The organism is Geomicrobium sp. JSM 1781026 (assembly GCF_041949955.1).
Lineage (GTDB): Bacteria > Bacillota > Bacilli > Bacillales > Marinococcaceae > Geomicrobium_A.
In genome coordinates, this window is the sequence record NZ_JBHFQF010000007.1 from 76,444 (window position 1) to 94,216 (window position 17,773).

Sequence of the window (17,773 nt, forward strand, 5' to 3'; positions counted from 1 at the left end):
ATGAAGAAACTATTTTTGACGGTTTCACTCGCTGCAGTATTAACGATTGGCGTTGGCGCATCCGGTGGCGACTTCGGAACAGACGCACAAGCTGATGTCACAGTGTTCGATAGCATCGGTATCCAATCAAAAGCTGACGGCAAATTGTAATTTTAAATAACAAAACGTCCCCCCTACCCCCTGGTGATCATCACCAGGGGGTTTTAACTTGTCATTGAATGAAACGCATAGGTCATGGCTATTCAGTGGACACTTGCACACACCTCTATACCAAGCGTACTCAGTGTAGGCCATTCGATTACCCTATGCATAACCCGCATGCCGTGGACTATTTGGTTTTGAGTCGCCACCTCTTCAGTAGCATTGGTTGTTTGTGGATAAACTCACGGACCGTATCACCTATATACCCAATCTATCCACAAGTAGGCAAACCAACCCACATTCCCTCTATATTTCTAACTGTTTGATCCCTGTTTACGATTCGATTGTTTCATTTTCTGAAAATAAGGTTAGATAGTCACTAACTACTATATGAAAAGAGTGATTAGATGAGTTGAACTAAAGAAATTCACTGAATCGGATGACCGAGAGGGGTCTTTGCGGGTGAGTGCTTGCATATTGCGTGTTGAAATTCATCTCGTTGCCAATCGTTGTTCGTCACTGCAAGGGTTGGGGGCAACCCGAAAAACGTTTGCCGAAGAGTAAAAAGTCGTGACCAAGGCTCACCACCTGCCACAAGCATGTGACAGTCGATTACGTATGTGACAATCCAGCCTTCAAACCGGGCACTTGCGGCACGCAACTGTCACAAATCGCACGATTTGTGACAGTTGACACTGTTTATGTGCGCATTCACGTTTAAAATCATGATTTTTCTTTCTCAAATGTCACAAATATGAATATATGGGGCATTTGGACTTCTTTCCACACACCGTAGCACGGGCGGCGCTGAAAAGTTAACGTGTCTCTTCATAAGTGACTCGTTAACTCGATGTATTGGTTACATCTATGTGGGGATATCAACAATTTATCGTGTTACGATCGTTAAGAATCCCATCATAGAAGCGTCTATGTGGGAATATCGCCTTTCTATGTGGGGATTCCTGACGAAAAATGTTCTTAAATGAAGAAAATTCCATCATAGACTGATCTATGATGGAATTTTCACCATTTATATCAAGGCAAACACTTTTATATGATTTTTAATTTCTCTTTTTTTAGTGACCTCTAGGCAGGAGTTCGCCATCGATGTCGCCCTTATGCTACGGATTGTCAAGAAAACACGGTGGGCGTACTTTGGCCACCGATGTTGCACTTGTGCTCTGGAGTGCAAGCATCCGCCTGCATTGGAAAGCAACAACAAACGGTGCAATCATGAAAATGTTAAGTTCATCCTATATAGATGAGTGAATTTACGAACAAAGTAGCAATTGTTACAGGTGCATCAAGCGGTATGGGGCGAACGGTTGCCGCGAAGCTCGCCGCGCAAGGTGTATGTGTCGTAGCGGTAGATATTGTTGAAGACGGTGGCAAAGAAACGGTTGAAGAAATTATTAACAACAACGGGACAGCCACCTTCATACGAGCGGATGTTACGTCCGCTGATGATGTGAAGAATTATGTGGATAAAACAATAGAGATGCATGGAAAGATCGATTTGTTTTTCAACAACGCTGGCATTGTTGGTGACACTGCCAATCTTGCCGAACAGCCGATTGAACAGATCCAAAAAACGATTGAAATCAATCTGCTCGGCTCGATGTACGGCATGAAATATGTACTTGCTGAAATGGTCAAGGCCGGTCGAGGCAAAATTGTAAGTACGGCTTCTGGAGCGGGTTTAGATGGCACAAAGGGCATGAGTTCATACTCCGCATCAAAACACGGCGTGATCGGTTTCACAAAGTCAGCCGCGCTCGAGTATGCCGTAGCACCCGGCAGTGTGGACACACCGATGATCCGCAATATTGATCCTGAAACACAAGACGAAATTGCCGCATCCATCCCGATGGGCAGACTCGGAAAAATGGAAGACATCGCAAATAGCGTATTGTTTTTACTTAGCGATGGTGCAGATTATATTACAGGGGTTACAATCCCCGTTGATGGTGGAATTTCAGCGTAACCACTCCCGCTCGGCTGACCTGAAGACAGGTCAGCTTTTTTTATGCCAGATATAAGTACTAGAAATACTAACTAATTATTCTTATTTTTACATAAAATAAAGAGACTTTGTTCATATATAAAGGTATAATGGTCTTATCTCGAGAAATCTATCGGGGCGGATCCGTCACTGGAAGGTTGTTTTTCAGTGTCACACGAATCGATCCGTCAACAGTTCACTTTCGAGGTTGTTTATGAGCACTACACCAGACTAATTAAAGCTACGTTGCACCGACTTCAGATCTACCAAAACCACGAGGAGTTTATGCAAGTCGGGTATATCGGTTTATGGAAAGCATACGAAACACACGACACAGCAAGGGGACCTTTTCCGGCGTATGCCAAACTTTGCGTAAAACATGAAATGTTGACGCATCTACGAAAAGAATCAACCTACACGAACCGACATCAACCGACTGAGTTTGGGGAGCATGACGATGATTTTGGCCACGTCGACGAAAAGAATGATGATGAATGGTTACAACAGATTCTTCCTCACTTAAGTGAAAAAGAAAGCATTTGGGTCGTAGAGCACAGCGTGAACGACTTGCCGCCAAGGATGATTGCGGAAAAACACAAAGTTACGGTTGATGCAGTAAAAGATTGGCGTAAACGTGCATTAAAGAAGTTGAGAACGTTGACTTTCGAGCTTTAAAGTAAAAGAGGATGCCCGGAAAAGGGCACCCTCTTTTTTAACATATAAATTCTAGTGCGGTGATGTTTATCGGCGTTCCGTCTACCGGGATGTCAGCGAGCACTTCATCCGTAGTCAGATCAATCATTGACACAGTCCGACTATTGCGGTTCGTCACAAACCCTCGTTGTAAAGTCGGTGTTAGGGCAACGCCCCAGGTAAACCCACCCGCCGATAATGTATCGATAAGCTGATTTGTTGCGCCATCGTATACATTGACATTGTTGCCCGACACTGCGACATACACTCGGTTTGTAATCGTATCAACAGCTATTCCATAAGGAGTTGCACCGACTGAAATGTTTTCTATTACAGTATTTGTAGTCGTATCAATAACTGCAATAGAACCCTCACCACTTACTGAAACATAAATCAGTCCCGTTACAAGGTTCAAAGCAATTTGATTTGGTCTTCGCCCGACAACAATTCGTAGTATTTCATTTGTTCCTTCAATGACAACAACATCATTAGATAAGTTATTTGTAGAATACACATAATTCGTACGCGAATCATAGACCACTCGTGCAGGTGTATTCAAACCGGTAATTCTCTCTACTTGCTCGAACGTATCCCCATCAAGAATGTCAATGAATCCTGAACCGGCATTGACATAAATAAGGTTGTCAATTGGACTATACGTTGCTTCATTCACTTGATACCCTAAGGCAATGTTTGCGACGATCGTCAGCGTACGCACATCGAGAATAATGAATAACCTGTCTAAGCCTGTTGACACGTACACTTGCTCTCTAAACGGATTTACCGTTACATTCAAAGCATTCGAGCCATCAGTCAATTCAATACGATCAATGATTAGACCCGTCACCGCATCAATGACGTATAACGTTCCATCCACACCGACAAACACCCTTCCACAAACTGCCGGAACCGGTGGTGTTGGACTCGTCGGGGATGTGGGGGCGGTCGGCGGCGTTGGCGGGGGCACGTTCCCCGGACCGTTAATAAGATTAATCGTAATTTCTATACTCACCCAAGTACACTCCTTTCTACTACATACAGCATATGTCGACAATTGACAGTAGTGTGGGAAGGTACCCTATCTTTCTCACCCAACAATTGGACATCCCGATAAACGATATGAGAAAGGTCCATATCCTGTTAGTGAACGAATTAAAAAACATTACCTTTATAAATAATGGAAAAAACTGTCGAATTCTCACCTTCCCTTCTCCCGCTAGATCACGTAAAATATCCTATAGATGAGGAGATGAACGTTAGATGACGACTATAATACATCGGCTTACCACCTCACTTCGCAGCAATTGGTTGGGCATAACACTTATGATTTGCGCTTCATTCTCTACAGCATTTGGACAATTCTTTTGGAAGCTCTCTGGATCAGAACTAAATACCTTTCTTATATCTGGGTTTATGTTGTACGGCGCTGGCGCCGTTCTTATGATCATTGCCTTTCGATTTGGCGCATTGTCCGTATTGCATCCGCTGCTTAGCATCGGCTATGTCGTCGCTGTATTTCTTGGCGTATTCTTCTTGCAAGAAACGTTGTCCATCGCAAATGTTGCCGGCACAATTCTAATCGTGTGTGGCGCGGTATTAATTGGGGGTGGCGATCATTAGTTGGATTGGCCTTATCCTCGTATTCACACTGCTCGGCTCCATCGGGGCTTACTTCTTTAAACGGGCAACGAGCCGGGGCATCGGATTGCACCGAACATTTATCATGAACTTAAGTATAGGCGCTGGGTTTTACGGGTTCGGGGCACTGCTCAACATTTACGTGCTGCAGTATCTCCCCCTTACCGTCGTGTTCCCGCTCACATCCATTACGTACTTATGGACATTCATCATCTCCTACTTGTTCCTTAAAGAAGCCATTACCGGCAGGAAACTTGTTGGTGCCATCTTCATCCTTGTCGGAGCTTGGCTATTAGTCCTATAATTTGTAAATTATTGTGTGTGCTTGTTGACGTGTTTTGATATACTAATAGAGGCATTTAGTCACAGAAGAACGGGGTGTATCACCATGCACGTAGCCATATTAATTCCCTGCTATAACGAAGAACAGACGATCGGTGCCGTCATTGACGAATTCCAAAGCGAACTGCCTGACGCAGCGATTTACGTATACGACAACAACTCAAAAGACAAAACATCAGAAGTAGCCCGCGCACATGGAGCGATCGTACGAACCGAAACCCGCCAAGGCAAAGGGTTCGTGCTCCGCTCCATGTTTCGCGACATCGACGCCGATTGCTACGTCGTCGTTGATGGCGACCTTACCTACCCAGCAACTTTCGTTCACGAGCTCATCGAACCCGTTATACAAGGTAACGCAAACATGGTCATCGGTGACCGGTTATCGAACGGTACATATACCGACGAGAACAAACGCGCCTTCCATGACTTAGGGAACAATCTCGTAAAGAATACGATTAACTTCCTATACAAGAGCGACGTGAAAGACATTATGACAGGTTATCGGGCGTTTGATCCGTTATTCGTAAAAACGATGCCGGTCATGAGTCCAGGCTTTGAGATTGAAACGGAAATGACGATTCATGCGTTGGACAAGCGCCTGAATGTGAAAGAAGTACCCATTGACTACCAAGACAGGCCAGAAGGCAGTGAATCGAAACTGAACACGTATTCGGACGGGTTCAAAGTGTTGCGTAAGATCTTCACATTGTTCAAAGAATACAAACCGCTTTCTTTTTTCACGATTTGGAGTGTTCTTTTTCTTGTGCTCGGTTTAGCTGCTGGGATTCCAGTTATTGTTGAGTTTTTCCAAACTGACTTTATTACGAAAATCCCTTCAGCAATCCTTGCCGTTGGGCTAATTGTTCTTAGTGTCCTAGCCATAATTTGTGGGCTTATTCTCGACACAGTAGCAGCAAATCAGAAAAAGCAATATGAAGTTGAGCTAAATAGAATTGCTAGTGAGTTGAGGCGAGATTTAAGATGAAACGATTAATCACCTACCTGTTACTTGCCATCCTATTGGGCGTGATCAGCGGTCGTACGATTCTGACGTTGTTTGAGCCTGTATATATAACATGGGAGGAGCAACCATCAAGGCTTATTATCTTTACACTACTATTCATAACCATGTATCTTCTATTTTTCCATCAGCTTTATCATAACGGGCGTAAGTTTCTTTTAGATTTATTCAAACCATATCATTTCATTGTTGTTGCTCTAATGACTTATCTGTTTTATTTCAGTACAGCTGGAGAGATGGAGCACCTTGAAATCGGAGGAAGTATTGGCATATTTCCAATTACAACACTCGCCATCCTCACATATGCAGTCCTTTCATGGACGATCTTGTATACGATTATTAACGTGAGTTGGCGTATTAGTTGGCAGCAAGAAATGCCGTCAAAACTTGTCATCCTATGGTTCGCTATTCCAGTCATTATAATGGGCACCGTCTATTGGTTTGGATTTTTCCCTGGTCCAATGACGCCCGACTCCTTCAACCATTGGCGTCAGTCCATAGACCACGACTTTAGTAACTGGCATCCAATGATTTATACAACTTTAACTATGATCTTAACAACATTTTGGGATAATCCTGCAGTCGTTACCCTTTTCCAAGTGTTCGTACTAGCTAGCGTCTACGGTTACAGCATGTATTCATTGAGAAGAATTGGACTACCTTATTTGCCACTCATAATAGCAACTGCGCTCTTCATAATTTTGCCTGCGGCGGGCATCTATGCTGTAACTTTTTGGAAAGACGTTCTTTATAGTATCTTCTTAATGCTCTTTACAGTTTTCTTTATGAACATCGTAATGTCAAAAGGTAAATGGTTGCTCTCATGGCGATCAATTATCCTCCTAACAATTACTATGATCATGCTTTCTTTCTTTAGAAATAACGGTCTACCGATTGTAATTGTTTCATTATTAATTCTTGGGATATTTTATTTCAAGCATTGGAAGAGAATCATTATACCTATAGGTACCACTGTTCTCACGTATGTAATCATTACGGGGCCCGTGTTTGATGCTATGAGCGTTAACTCCGCTCAATCAATTGAGTCGCTCAGTATCCCGCATCAACAGATTGGCTACATCCTTAATAACGAAGGGGAGCTTACAGACGAACAAGAAGCCTATTTGGAACGGTTAATGCCAATTGAAACTTGGAAAGAAGCTTACCATCCATTTTTGTCGGACCATATTAAATTCCATGATGATTTAAATCGAGAGAAGCTGGCTGAAGAAATCCCCCAATATATTCGCAATTGGGCTGGAATTGTCTCAGGTAACTTTGGGCTAGCAGTTGATGGCTACCTATTGCAAACATCCGTCGTCTGGCAAGTTCACCTGCCTGAACAAGGGTATACAGCCGCCTACGCACATAGAGTCTTTGATAACGAACATGGCATTGAAATGAACCCCGTCAGCGATCGGCTACACACCGAGCTGATGAGCTATCTCGAATATACCGAAGAGTACACCCTTGAGCTCCTTTGGCGCCCTGCTCTCTTCGCCTTGCTGCTCATTCTCATTACCGCAGCAGGCGTGATCAAAAACGGCATGACCGCACTCGTTGTCAGCGCCCCAGTACTGCTCAATTGGGCAACGATGCTTGCAGCCATACCGGCCCAAGACTTCCGATACCTGCTCGGAAACTACTTTATTCTATTCGTCGTCGCCCTGTTCTCGCTCGGAAAATACCGTCGCGAATGATCGAACCCCCGCACGCAACGTGCGGGGGTTTTTCTGTGTGATGGAGCGGGGCGGCGTTCATTCTGTTACCGAGTTGAGGTGAGGGTTCCGTTGAGCGGAATAATGATGAAAACTTGAGCACAGATGGTATTAACTAGGTAACAGTTTTAAGGCAAAACTATGCTGAAGAGCTATCGACAGTCAAGTCCAGAGGCGTGGCTCGTGCACAGTCGCTTAACACCTCAATCTGCGCTCTAGTTTACACGTTCTGCGCGCAAGTTTGCTTTTATTAACGATTTTAGCGCTCATTTCGCGAAACTTGATCGCAGTTTGTTCCAACTTGCGCTCAGATTGAAGCCAAACGACTGGCAACCTGTCGGCCCCAGCGGGGCCAAAACAAAACCGGTCTGGGTTCGGCGCAGCTCGCGCCGATGGGAATTTGGGGTTCTGCTACGGAGAACGGGCTAGGCCGATCACACTGCCAATCTGCGCTCACTGGTCAGATGTACGCTCTTGTTTAACACCTATACTTGCTACGATAACGATTTATGTTGAGTGAATTAGATTATTTGCTCTTTAGCCATAAACTCATCGTGCTCTCTCACATCATCATAAAATAATAGGCACATAAACCTAATATTTAGCTAGTAACATTCTAATATATAGGCTACACTATTATTATATAAATATTATGAATACTATAGTCTTAACAGAGGAAGAATTTTATTGAAGAAGATGTTTGCTTTAACGGCACTTTCTTCGGCAGTCGTACTTGCAGCGTGCACTGGTGACGCGGCACCAACGGTCGAAGAAGCAGAGGCGACGACAGAGAAAAATACAGAAGAAGTGGAAGATGATTAAGACGATGTGCAAGGGGAAGAGCCTGCTGAGGAAGAGGAGGAAGAAATTGCTGAAGGCCCTACATCCAGCGAAATAACGATACTATTGGAATCAAGTGAATCTTGGCAACGAGAGTACTCTGAAGACTTTATGAGTATGTTCTTTGCTATAGTACAAAACGATAACGACGAAGCTGTCAATATCGATGGCAGTCTAACATAGCTCAATTCTGATGGGGGCATGGTCGATGTCAATGAAAATGTAACAAACATTCCACAAACAGTAGAACCAGGCGAAACCGCTTGGATATTCACGCAAACATTCTGAGAAGATGACAGCATTGAAGGTCATGAGCTCACCCTCTTCCTCACCGACCGTACATATGGGGATGCCTATGAACTAGACCTACTTGAAACGCACATAAATGGGGGAAGGCGTAATTGGACGAGCCGAAAATCAAACAGACGAGTTTGTCGACATGGTTGATGTTGCTGTTGCTACGTACGATGACGCCGAGGAACTTTTGAGTATCACATTTAGCTATATTGAAACACTCAAGCCTGGACAAACTCAGACGTTCGAAGCCTACCTTAACTACTATCCATATAGCTTGAGCGAGGTCGCTGACGTTGATGTACGCGGGTATGGGTATGTGTTTGAGGAATAGAATCATTAAAACAGAAAAAGCTTGCTCAGCAAAGGGGTGCTGGCAAGCTTTTTTCTAATTGCATTAAAAGATTGAATCAACTTTGCCATCAGGACTTACCTCCTGTGCTTCACCAATGCCTACTGAAGAGAAACTAATTGCCAATACAAATGCAAATGCTACACTAAACTTTTTCATACTATCACTATTGAAAATATACTATATCCCTACTTTTTTTACTTTATATTACTTGTACTTTTATAAACACGGATTAGGCTTTAGCATTATTATAACTTTTTGTCTAAGCCTTTTCTAAATCACCCCCATACATAAAGCACCCCATCCCACGCCCAAACCATTGACAATTTTCTGATAAGGTGCTACTTTAAACCAAGTAAACTGATATGCATTATAAAATAAGTGGGTGGATGAGGATGAAGAAGAGCGGATTATTATTTTACCTAGGAATGGCCACGGTAATGCTAGCTGCATGCGGTGGGGAAAACGAACAAGATACGGGTAGCGAAGCTGGGGACGGCGACACGTCTTGGACAGATGTTCAAGATTCAGGAACACTAGTGGTCGGTACATCAGGGACATACGCGCCAATCACATACATGGATGAAAATAACGAATTAACCGGTTTTGAAGTTGAATTAGTCAGAGAAGTAGCAAATCGTCTGGACTTAGACATTGAATTTAGCACGATGGACTTTGATGGCATTCTACCTGCTTTAAGAAATGGGCAAATTGATGTGGCTGCACACGATTTTGCAATTACTGAAGAAAGGTTGGAGACGTTTGACTTTGTAGAACCGCACAAATATTCGTATGGTTCAGCGATTGTACGGGCGGAAGACGTGGACCACTTTACTTCTGCTCATGACTTGGAAGGTGTGGAGGTCGCTCTCGGCTCTCTAACGAGCAACTACGCCATCTTTGCCGATAATATTGGCGCAGATGGTACGGCTTATGATGGCGGAACCGAAGCCATTTTAAGAGACGTATTGAACGGAAATCAAAGCGCGTATTTAAATGATTACCTCGTGCTCGGCCAAACCCTCGAAGAGTTTGGTGACGACAATCTTGTATTAGCTGAAGATGTACGTTACCACGCAACAGAAAGCGCCATTGCCTTGCTTAAAGGGAACGAAGCGCTTCGCGATGAGTTAAGTGTCGTCATCGACGAACTGATTGAAGAAGGCTATGTCGCTGAACTTTCAAATGAATTTCTCGGAGAGGATGTCTCACAACCAAATGATGATGCGGACATCGTTAGTTTAGAAGGATAAACGCGTCGTGAGCATGACGGATGACACATTACCTTAGTGCTCACGAATTTCCTTACATCAATAAAGTCAGGAGAGAAAAAATGTTTGAGTGGTTTTCAAATATACAATGGGAGTATTTGTATGACTTCGAGCTAGCCGTCGACTCCTTACCTTTCCTTATGGAAGGTTTAAAGATCACGGTTATTATTGCTTCTTTCAGCATGTTCTTCTCGTTAGTCCTCGGCATTCTGCTCGGCGTCGCCCGCATGTCAAAGTTTTGGTTTCTTCGCTTACCGGCTCGGGTATACATCTCTTTTATGCGCGGAACGCCACTACTCGTCTTTATTTTTATTCTCTATTATGGGTTTCCGGTCATTGGTATTGAATTCACAAGCGCCATCGTTGCCGGAATCGTCGGGGTCAGCTTGAACTTCGCCGCCTACAGCGCAGAAGTCGTTCGTTCCTCCATCATGTCTGTGCCGAAAGGGCAATGGGAAGCGGCAGCATCTTTACAAATGAACTACGTCCAAACGATGACGAAAATCATTATCCCCCAAGCGACCCGAATTGCATTGCCACCGACATTTAGCATCTTTATGGATGTGGTGAAAGGAACCTCCCTAGCATCCGTCATTACAGTACAAGAATTGTTGTATAGCGCCAGGCTCATCTCAGGAAGAACGTATGACAGCATGACAATGTACATTACCGCAGCCCTCATCTATTGGGCTGTATGCATCATCATTGGGTATTTCCAAGATCGTTTGGAAAAGAGATATAACCGCTATTTAAGCTAAAAAAGAGGCATGGAGGTTTCCGCACATGATTGAGGTACAGGCACTAAAGAAGTCATTTGGCCCAACGGAAGTATTGAAGTCCATTGACTTTCAAGTGAACAAAGGCGAAGTGATTGCGCTAATTGGCCCATCGGGGTCTGGCAAAACCACCTTGCTACGGTGTTTAAACTTATTAGAAACTCCGGATGCCGGCTCAATTTCGATCGGGACATCGGCGTTAACATTCGGCACTGATATTAAAAAAGCAGACATCAAAAAGATTCGCCAGTACTCAGGAATGGTGTTTCAAGGCTTTCACCTGTTTCCTCACAAAACCGTATTGGAGAATTTATATACCGCTCCGGTCGCCTTGAAACGAAATTCTAAACAAACGCTCATTGAGAAAAGCGAAGCGATGCTCGAAAAAGTAGGCATGATTGAGCACAAACATAAATACCCTGATGCCCTATCGGGCGGACAGCAACAGCGTGTCGCCATTGCTAGAGCATTAGTAATGGAGCCGGAAGTGATGCTCTTCGACGAGCCTACCTCTGCGCTCGACCCGCAATTGGTAAGAGGTGTGCTGAAAGTGATTGAAGGGTTAGCAAACGAAGGACAAACGATGGTGATCGTCACCCATGAAATGAACTTCGCCAAAAGAGTCGCAGACAAGATCATTTTCATGGACGAAGGATACATCGTCGAAGAAGGTAACGGGGATCAAGTCATTACCAATCCCCAAGAAGAGCGGACAAAATCATTTTTATCCCTCCTTGAGGAAGAATAACGACGCGCCGCCGGTAGTCAAGGTCATGAAAACCCCCAACAGCGCGCATACGCGCAATTGGGGGTTTCTAGGTAGTAGCAATTTAGATAAGTTGAACTAAATAAATCCTTCAAGAACCAATGGTAAGCTTGGTAAAGTGGAAACTGTGTTCGAGTTGGGGCCGAACTTGTTCTCAAGTTGGAGAAAATTGCAGGAAAAGCGGTGTATTCGGTAACAGATCACCGGGTCATGTGTACATCCCCGCCCCGAAGTACCCACATGCTGTCGGCGCGAACGCGCCGAACCGAGTGCGGTTCCGTTTCGGCCCCGGCGGGGCTGTCGTGTCGTTGGCGCTTCAGCCTGGAATCTGCGCGCAAGTTGGAATAAACTGCGCGCAAGTTTGGTGAAATCCACGCTAAAATCGGTCAAAAGCGCAAACTTGCGCGCAGATGGGGGGAAACTAGCGCGCAGAACGGTCGTTCGTCTTCCCCGCATGCACCGCCACCCCCTGCGGCAACGGGTTCAGAGAACCATCCTTTGCATTTCCAAGCCAAAAACCTAGCAAGACGTCGGCGCGAACCGCGCCGAACCGAGTTCGATATGGCTTCGGTCCCACTGGAGCCGACAGGTTGCTCGGTTATGGGCATCGAATCTGCGCTCAAGTTGGAACAAACTGCGCAAAATAGCACCGCGCTACCCCTCCAACCCAACACCCATCAGTGCAAATCAAGAAAATGTTAAGTTCATTCCATATAGATCGCGTTAAAATGCTGGGTTTATTCAAATACTGGGCGATCTAGATCTCTACAGAACACCACCACATACCAGATACTCGGCAATTCTATGAACGTTCAGCTCTATTTTATTCACATAAACGCCAAGTGACTAGAAAATGGTTGATGCAGTTATACTCTCAAGAACTATAGAATTTCATTAATACAGCTTATAACGAGCCGCTAAGACATCTCGTCATGCTTTAGTACCGAGCGTTTCCCTTATTGTGTCGCAGCGTTTGCGTTTACCAAGCCGTTTCCGTATTGGTTCGACGCACCGATTGGTGTTGCGGTTTGGTTTAAGTGACTTCGTACTTGGGCAGGAGACCAAGCCGGGTTGTTGCTCATGACGAGCGCTGCTACACCAGCAACGTGAGGAGCAGCCATCGATGTGCCACTTAAACTGCGGTAGCCGTTTCCAGGATACGTACTTTGCACGCCTACACCTGGTGCCATAATGTCGAGACCGGCACCGAATTGTGAGAAGCTGGCACGGTTGTTATTTTGATCAGTGGCACCTACAGCCATTGCATTTTGGTACCTTGCTGGGTAGCCAATTGAGCTTGCCCCTGAATTCCCAGAAGCGGCAACGACTAATACGCCGCTATTTGTTGCTTGGTTGACCGCTCGCTCGAGCGTCGGGCTCGGCGAAGGGCTGCCAAGGCTCATGTTCGCAACGTCCATGTTGTTGTTGCTTGACCATTGCAACCCTTGAGCAATGCCACTAATGCTTCCGGATCCACTTCTACCGAGTACCTTTACTGCAAACAAATCAACGTCTGGCGCGACGCCTAAGACACCAACGTTGTTATCAAGCGCTGCAATCGTACCAGCAACGTGCGTACCGTGGCCATTACCATCTGCTATACCTGGTTCACCAGGCACAAAGCTTGTCCCACCTTGAATGTTTAGATCCGGGTGATTGGAGATCCCCGTATCTAGCACAGCTACTCGCACCCCATTCCCTGTAATCCCGCGATTATGTGCAGCTGTTGCTTGAACCCGGTCAATGCCCCATGGAATCGTTTGTGAGATGGAAACTTCAATGTCTTCTTCAATGTATGAAATGCTCTCTTCGCCTTTTAATTCGCTCACATCTTCTTTTGTCATTTCCACCGATAACACAGGAATTTGTTCGAACTCATATAGCACGTCAATGGCAATTTCCTCATCCGCAACCGTTGCTAAAAGCGCGCCTTCTGCCTCTTCATTCTCCTCAATAAAATCCGCCATAATCGTCATCTCTTCAAACCCAATCAAAAAGGCTTCTTTTTCCGCTTCACTCGCATCCGTCGTAGAGACACCTAACAATAGCGTTGCCGCAATCACTGCCGTACCTGATAAGAACCTGAATGGCTTCTTCATTTTGTTCTCCCCTTTTTAGAAGGTGTAATTTTCTGCACATTCAGACTATACCATGTATTACATATACAATCCGCAAATACTTCTCGACAGCTTTTTTCGACAAAGGGGTTGGGGTCTAGCACTTCACCAATAGTTTTTGTAACGGGGAGCTGAATTGTTTTATTACCATTTTTACATTAAACTTTTGTGAAATATTGTTTTCATAATAATAAGATATTATAATAGTTAAACCACTTGAAAAATGTACAAAACCCCGCATCACCATTCTTCGTAACGCTCCAAGTGAGGAGGACTTATGTGATATCCACCTGTAAACGTTTCCTTTTTAACCTTCAGAGTGATCTTCCAAAACACCGACAAACCATTCGATTAAGTAGCTATCTGTTTTTTATGGTACTTGCTTTTATTGCTTTTGTTGTCACCTCGGTAAACTATGTCTCACATCCATTGTATGCTAATTTAGCTGCAGGAAAATACTTTGTTGCACCTATCCTTTTTGGATTTTTGGCCGCTGCCATTGTCCTTTTCTTCGGTTTCTTCTTCACAAACGCACTTCTTCTCATTTCATCAAAGAAACTACGTTTTTTTAACTTTGAAGTAGAGTTTGATACAAGTGACTTTACTGAGAAAAAAGCCGGAGACACAATTAATTATTTATCGAAAGTTATTGAGACACATAAACATGCTCTTGCGATGTTGAGAGAAGAAGATAAGAGGGATCACCTTGCTGTATTAAAGGCGATTATGGGTTCCTATCAGTCTCAACTAAGATCGGCATACGACGATAATGAAATCGATGTCTCGGTATTTCCCGACCATCACAAATTTACAGAAGAACAGAACGTCCTAATTGAAGATCTAGAACGAATGAGAAATGCTCAAAAAGTCGTCTATAAAAATCGTATAAAAAGTAAATCGACGAATTTAATGGTCGCTCAAACCCGAATAGAAGTTGAATACTTTAAAGAAAATGGAGATCTCACCTTAACCGAACAAACCGTCTATGTAATCGTGTTCAAGCAGCCAGATCAACGATTTGATGATCTGGATAAACATACATTAATTGGCCTTATTCATTATTCAGAAATTGTCAAAAATGAAATTGAAATGCTAGATTTGATCGAGTATAATTAAAGTAAGTAACACGTTTAGAAAGGGGAGTTCATTCATGCATACGAATGCGTTGACAAGAAGACGACCTATTTCCCCACAACAAAAAAGAGTAAGAAGAGAAGCAATACTTGCTAAGTATCAGACAACTCAGCCTTTATCCGATAACCAGACAGTCGAAGAAAAAGTAACGAGATTACACTTAGGAGACAACATCACCGATAAATATAAACGATGATTTGAGAAAGGAAATTTACAGTTCCTTTCTCGTTTTTTCTGTTTCATACACATAATGAACATACGGCTTTCCATTTTTTAAATTGGTGCCAATCACGAGATGATTTATCGTATTTTTACACTTGAATTTATTAAGTAGCCTTCCTTTTCTTTCATTCATCCAATTCGCCCCCTAATCAATACCGATCGTTAACTGCCATCTTATTCAATTTTGTATAGAAATATACGGCTATTACTTGTATTCTAAAGCGCACGAAGATACAGTTGCCACTCTTTGACTCCTTAACCGTAGAAAACGAAATGGTGAAGGAATATTACTCACCCAAGCGGAGACTTGAGTCCAGTTGACCCTCTGCACTGGAACCACCTGAAATGTGGTACGCTTTCGCTGGAAGAAATAGCGATCCCACTTAGAAAACGCTTATTATAGGGCGCGAACCATTTTGCAAGTACAATTTCTCTTGCTAAAAAACCCTTTGAATCATATGATCCAAAGGGTCAGATTTCATAGCTTATTCTTCTTCAAGTGTACCGACAGTTGGCAAGTCTTCTAATACTGAAGTGCCGTGTGGAGAAGCTTCGATTTCTTCAGTGTGGTCTCCGCCAGCTTCAAGTCCACCAGCAGGAGCGTGCTCGCCGCCTTCCCAAGCGCCAACACCTGTAACATCGTAAACAACACCGTCTACTGCTACATACGCATCGTTTCCGTCTTGTCCGTCATACTCAGCAAGTTCTTCCAATGTGAATACTTGCTCTCCTTCTTCAGTCGCAGCTTCTTCTTCGGGAGCTTCATCTCCACCACAAGCAGCAAGTAGCAATACTGAGCTACCAATAATCGGCAATAATAATTTATTCACAGAAATTCACTCCTTATATAAAATAAATATTTAAGATCACTTCATGATGCTAATATAACATCTGCATATAGTCCTAGAAAGGCATGTCATCGTTTTGTCAGTTTTTAAACACATGGTGTTCATATTTTAGAAGACCTCAATTATTCGTGCCAAAAACGCAACAGATTCAATGAATGAGAAAAGCGCCTTTCCCGTTGTCGGGAGGCGCTTTTATTTGCAAATTCCCCCATAAAATTTTCTATGAGGGGATTCGTTTGAAACATGGCTGCTTCCCGTGACAAATCCCATCATAGAACCTGGAAATCCCATCATAAACGCTTTTATGATGGGATTCGGGCAGATTTCTGGTTGGATTTTGGTGAATGTATGACGAGCTCTAATTTAAGCTGTTACTCACTATCTACTTTATCTTGTGGAGCAATATCTGGTGCTCCAATATGTTGCATATCCATGGATGACGTTGCAAACACCATAGTTATAACGAAGAATAAAGCTAAAATTTTCTTCATACCGAATCAACTCCTACTAAGTTTTGTTGTTCTTTTGAATGATTGGACAGTTTCAAAAAAATAAAAGCTTTCTCAAAGTCATCCCTTTCCCTGAAGAAGGATGAAACATCATCAGTAACTTCTGATTTTTCAAAATATAAATCGTTCTCGTCAAGAATGTGCAATCCTTCTTGAATGAGCGTCATGTTAGGTGTGTTCTCAGTATACATCCCTCGGGCTATCTTACACTTAGCAATGTACTCGTTCAATTCATTCTGATTAAACTCATCCTCAATCTCGTCGAGTAAAGAAATGCCGCTCTCTACTTCTCCTTGTTTTAAGAGAATATTCGCTAGATTGAACTTTGTCTTTGTTCCTACAACGGTTTTATGATGTTCCCCAACTTGAAGTGCATCACAGAACAACTGCTTTGCAAGTTCGTAGTTCTTCTGCCGATACTGATTAAGTGCCTCAGCACGGGTGAGTAACGACTGGAGATAAGGATACCCATCTGCTTCCTCAATTGCTTTTTCGTAAATTGCAGACGCTCTCGTAAAAGAACCCGCTTCTGAGTAGATACCGATCATGTTGATCAAGCAATTCAATTGTTTTCTCAAATGTTTTTGACTAGTTTTGAAGGTATTATAAGCTGTTTGTAAATAGTTCATCGCAATGATGTTTTGGTCAATGCGATACAAATTACACCCTAGTCGATAATAATATTCCGCTTGCTCTAGTTCACTTACCGTATGCAACGACTTCTCCGCTAGCCTGTAATGATTCAATGCAAGCCCATATTTCTCTAAATTAAAATGAATGGTACCTTCCATATAATGATACAAATATCGCAACACTTCATCCGTTTCCGTAAGAGCAAACTCGACCTTTTCGTCCATGTAACGCTGCGGTTGATGCACAATCTCACCTGAGGATAACTTGTGCCTAAAATCTACAAGGTTATAGTACATCATTGTTTTACGAGAAACATTCGTTCTCTCAAGAGCTGCTTCTACTTCACTTTTTTTGTTACTTGCCTCAGCTACTTCAAACAGCGTTAACAGCCGAAACCAGCTCCCAATCTTACCTATTATTTCACTTTCCTTGTTCATAGCATCACCCTTTACACAA

Annotated in this window: 19 protein-coding genes; 14 read left to right on the top strand and 5 right to left on the bottom strand. The window is 43.4% G+C overall.

The genetic code is table 11. The annotated features are described in order from the left end of the window. From ACE1TF_RS13760 to ACE1TF_RS13770, 3 genes are all read left to right on the top strand, one after another. Nucleotides 1-150: a hypothetical protein gene (locus ACE1TF_RS13760; RefSeq protein ID WP_193744669.1), complete on the top strand. Its 150-nt coding sequence runs from the start codon at nucleotides 1-3 to the stop codon at nucleotides 148-150. Nucleotides 151-1,402: 1,252 nt separating this feature from the next. Next, nucleotides 1,403-2,125, top strand: coding sequence for an SDR family NAD(P)-dependent oxidoreductase (locus ACE1TF_RS13765; protein ID WP_375017561.1), 723 nt, complete (start codon nucleotides 1,403-1,405; stop codon nucleotides 2,123-2,125). A 186-nt stretch (nucleotides 2,126-2,311) separates the two neighbouring features. After that, nucleotides 2,312-2,818 (top strand): sigma-70 family RNA polymerase sigma factor, encoded by a 507-nt coding sequence (locus ACE1TF_RS13770; protein ID WP_375017563.1) that lies wholly within the window; start codon nucleotides 2,312-2,314, stop codon nucleotides 2,816-2,818. Between the two features lie 37 nt (nucleotides 2,819-2,855). Here the strand turns inward: ACE1TF_RS13770 and ACE1TF_RS13775 are convergent, their stop codons facing one another. Then, entirely contained in the window at nucleotides 2,856-3,848 is a 993-nt protein-coding gene (locus tag ACE1TF_RS13775; protein WP_375017565.1) for a YncE family protein, read from the bottom strand. Between the two features lie 248 nt (nucleotides 3,849-4,096). On the opposite strand from ACE1TF_RS13775, the gene ACE1TF_RS13780 reads away from it, so the two are divergent. The 10 genes from ACE1TF_RS13780 (at nucleotide 4,097) to ACE1TF_RS13825 (ending at nucleotide 11,836) form a co-directional block, all read left to right on the top strand. Beyond that, nucleotides 4,097-4,456 carry an EamA/RhaT family transporter gene (locus ACE1TF_RS13780; RefSeq protein ID WP_375017567.1) on the top strand — a complete coding sequence of 120 codons (360 nt, stop codon included), beginning with the start codon at nucleotides 4,097-4,099 and terminating at the stop codon, nucleotides 4,454-4,456. Beyond that, nucleotides 4,443-4,778: an EamA family transporter gene (locus ACE1TF_RS13785; RefSeq protein WP_042398936.1), complete on the top strand. Its 336-nt coding sequence runs from the start codon at nucleotides 4,443-4,445 to the stop codon at nucleotides 4,776-4,778. The genes ACE1TF_RS13780 and ACE1TF_RS13785 overlap by 14 nt, the downstream gene beginning before the upstream one ends. 84 nt (nucleotides 4,779-4,862) lie before the next feature. Further along, a complete protein-coding gene (locus ACE1TF_RS13790; protein WP_375017569.1) occupies nucleotides 4,863-5,801 on the top strand; it encodes a glycosyltransferase family 2 protein in 939 nt (312 codons plus the stop codon). Further along, complete coding sequence (locus ACE1TF_RS13795; protein WP_375017571.1) at nucleotides 5,798-7,537, top strand: DUF6020 family protein; 1,740 nt, start codon at nucleotides 5,798-5,800, stop codon at nucleotides 7,535-7,537. The genes ACE1TF_RS13790 and ACE1TF_RS13795 overlap by 4 nt, the downstream gene beginning before the upstream one ends. 705 nt (nucleotides 7,538-8,242) lie before the next feature. After that, a complete protein-coding gene (locus ACE1TF_RS13800) occupies nucleotides 8,243-8,377 on the top strand; it encodes a hypothetical protein (protein WP_375017573.1) in 135 nt (44 codons plus the stop codon). Between the two features lie 6 nt (nucleotides 8,378-8,383). Further along, nucleotides 8,384-8,578: a hypothetical protein gene (locus tag ACE1TF_RS13805; protein ID WP_375017575.1), complete on the top strand. Its 195-nt coding sequence runs from the start codon at nucleotides 8,384-8,386 to the stop codon at nucleotides 8,576-8,578. A 202-nt stretch (nucleotides 8,579-8,780) separates the two neighbouring features. Continuing rightward, nucleotides 8,781-9,023, top strand: a complete 243-nt coding sequence (locus tag ACE1TF_RS13810; RefSeq protein ID WP_375017577.1) for an FxLYD domain-containing protein — start codon at nucleotides 8,781-8,783, stop codon at nucleotides 9,021-9,023. 413 nt (nucleotides 9,024-9,436) lie between these two features. After that, complete coding sequence (locus ACE1TF_RS13815) at nucleotides 9,437-10,294, top strand: transporter substrate-binding domain-containing protein (RefSeq protein WP_375017579.1); 858 nt, start codon at nucleotides 9,437-9,439, stop codon at nucleotides 10,292-10,294. Between the two features lie 80 nt (nucleotides 10,295-10,374). After that, nucleotides 10,375-11,070: an amino acid ABC transporter permease gene (locus tag ACE1TF_RS13820; RefSeq protein ID WP_375017581.1), complete on the top strand. Its 696-nt coding sequence runs from the start codon at nucleotides 10,375-10,377 to the stop codon at nucleotides 11,068-11,070. A gap of 25 nt (nucleotides 11,071-11,095) precedes the next feature. After that, complete coding sequence (locus ACE1TF_RS13825; RefSeq protein WP_375017583.1) at nucleotides 11,096-11,836, top strand: amino acid ABC transporter ATP-binding protein; 741 nt, start codon at nucleotides 11,096-11,098, stop codon at nucleotides 11,834-11,836. Nucleotides 11,837-12,810: 974 nt separating this feature from the next. Here the strand turns inward: ACE1TF_RS13825 and ACE1TF_RS13830 are convergent. After that, nucleotides 12,811-13,953, bottom strand: a complete 1,143-nt coding sequence (locus tag ACE1TF_RS13830) for a S8 family peptidase (protein WP_375017585.1) — start codon at nucleotides 13,951-13,953, stop codon at nucleotides 12,811-12,813. Between the two features lie 297 nt (nucleotides 13,954-14,250). Between ACE1TF_RS13830 and ACE1TF_RS13835 the strand changes: the two genes are divergently transcribed. Next, nucleotides 14,251-15,087, top strand: coding sequence for a hypothetical protein (locus ACE1TF_RS13835; RefSeq protein ID WP_375017587.1), 837 nt, complete (start codon nucleotides 14,251-14,253; stop codon nucleotides 15,085-15,087). 229 nt (nucleotides 15,088-15,316) lie between these two features. Here the strand turns inward: ACE1TF_RS13835 and ACE1TF_RS13840 are convergent, their stop codons facing one another. The 3 genes from ACE1TF_RS13840 to ACE1TF_RS13850 form a co-directional block, all read right to left on the bottom strand. Beyond that, nucleotides 15,317-15,460 (bottom strand): hypothetical protein, encoded by a 144-nt coding sequence (locus ACE1TF_RS13840; protein WP_375017589.1) that lies wholly within the window; start codon nucleotides 15,458-15,460, stop codon nucleotides 15,317-15,319. Between the two features lie 352 nt (nucleotides 15,461-15,812). Then, the gene (locus ACE1TF_RS13845) at nucleotides 15,813-16,157 is read right to left on the bottom strand and encodes a cytochrome b5 domain-containing protein (RefSeq protein WP_375017591.1); all 345 of its coding nucleotides are present in this window, start codon (nucleotides 16,155-16,157) and stop codon (nucleotides 15,813-15,815) included. Between the two features lie 505 nt (nucleotides 16,158-16,662). After that, entirely contained in the window at nucleotides 16,663-17,754 is a 1,092-nt protein-coding gene (locus tag ACE1TF_RS13850; RefSeq protein ID WP_375017593.1) for a response regulator aspartate phosphatase, read from the bottom strand. Nucleotides 17,755-17,773: the final 19 nt, after the last annotated feature.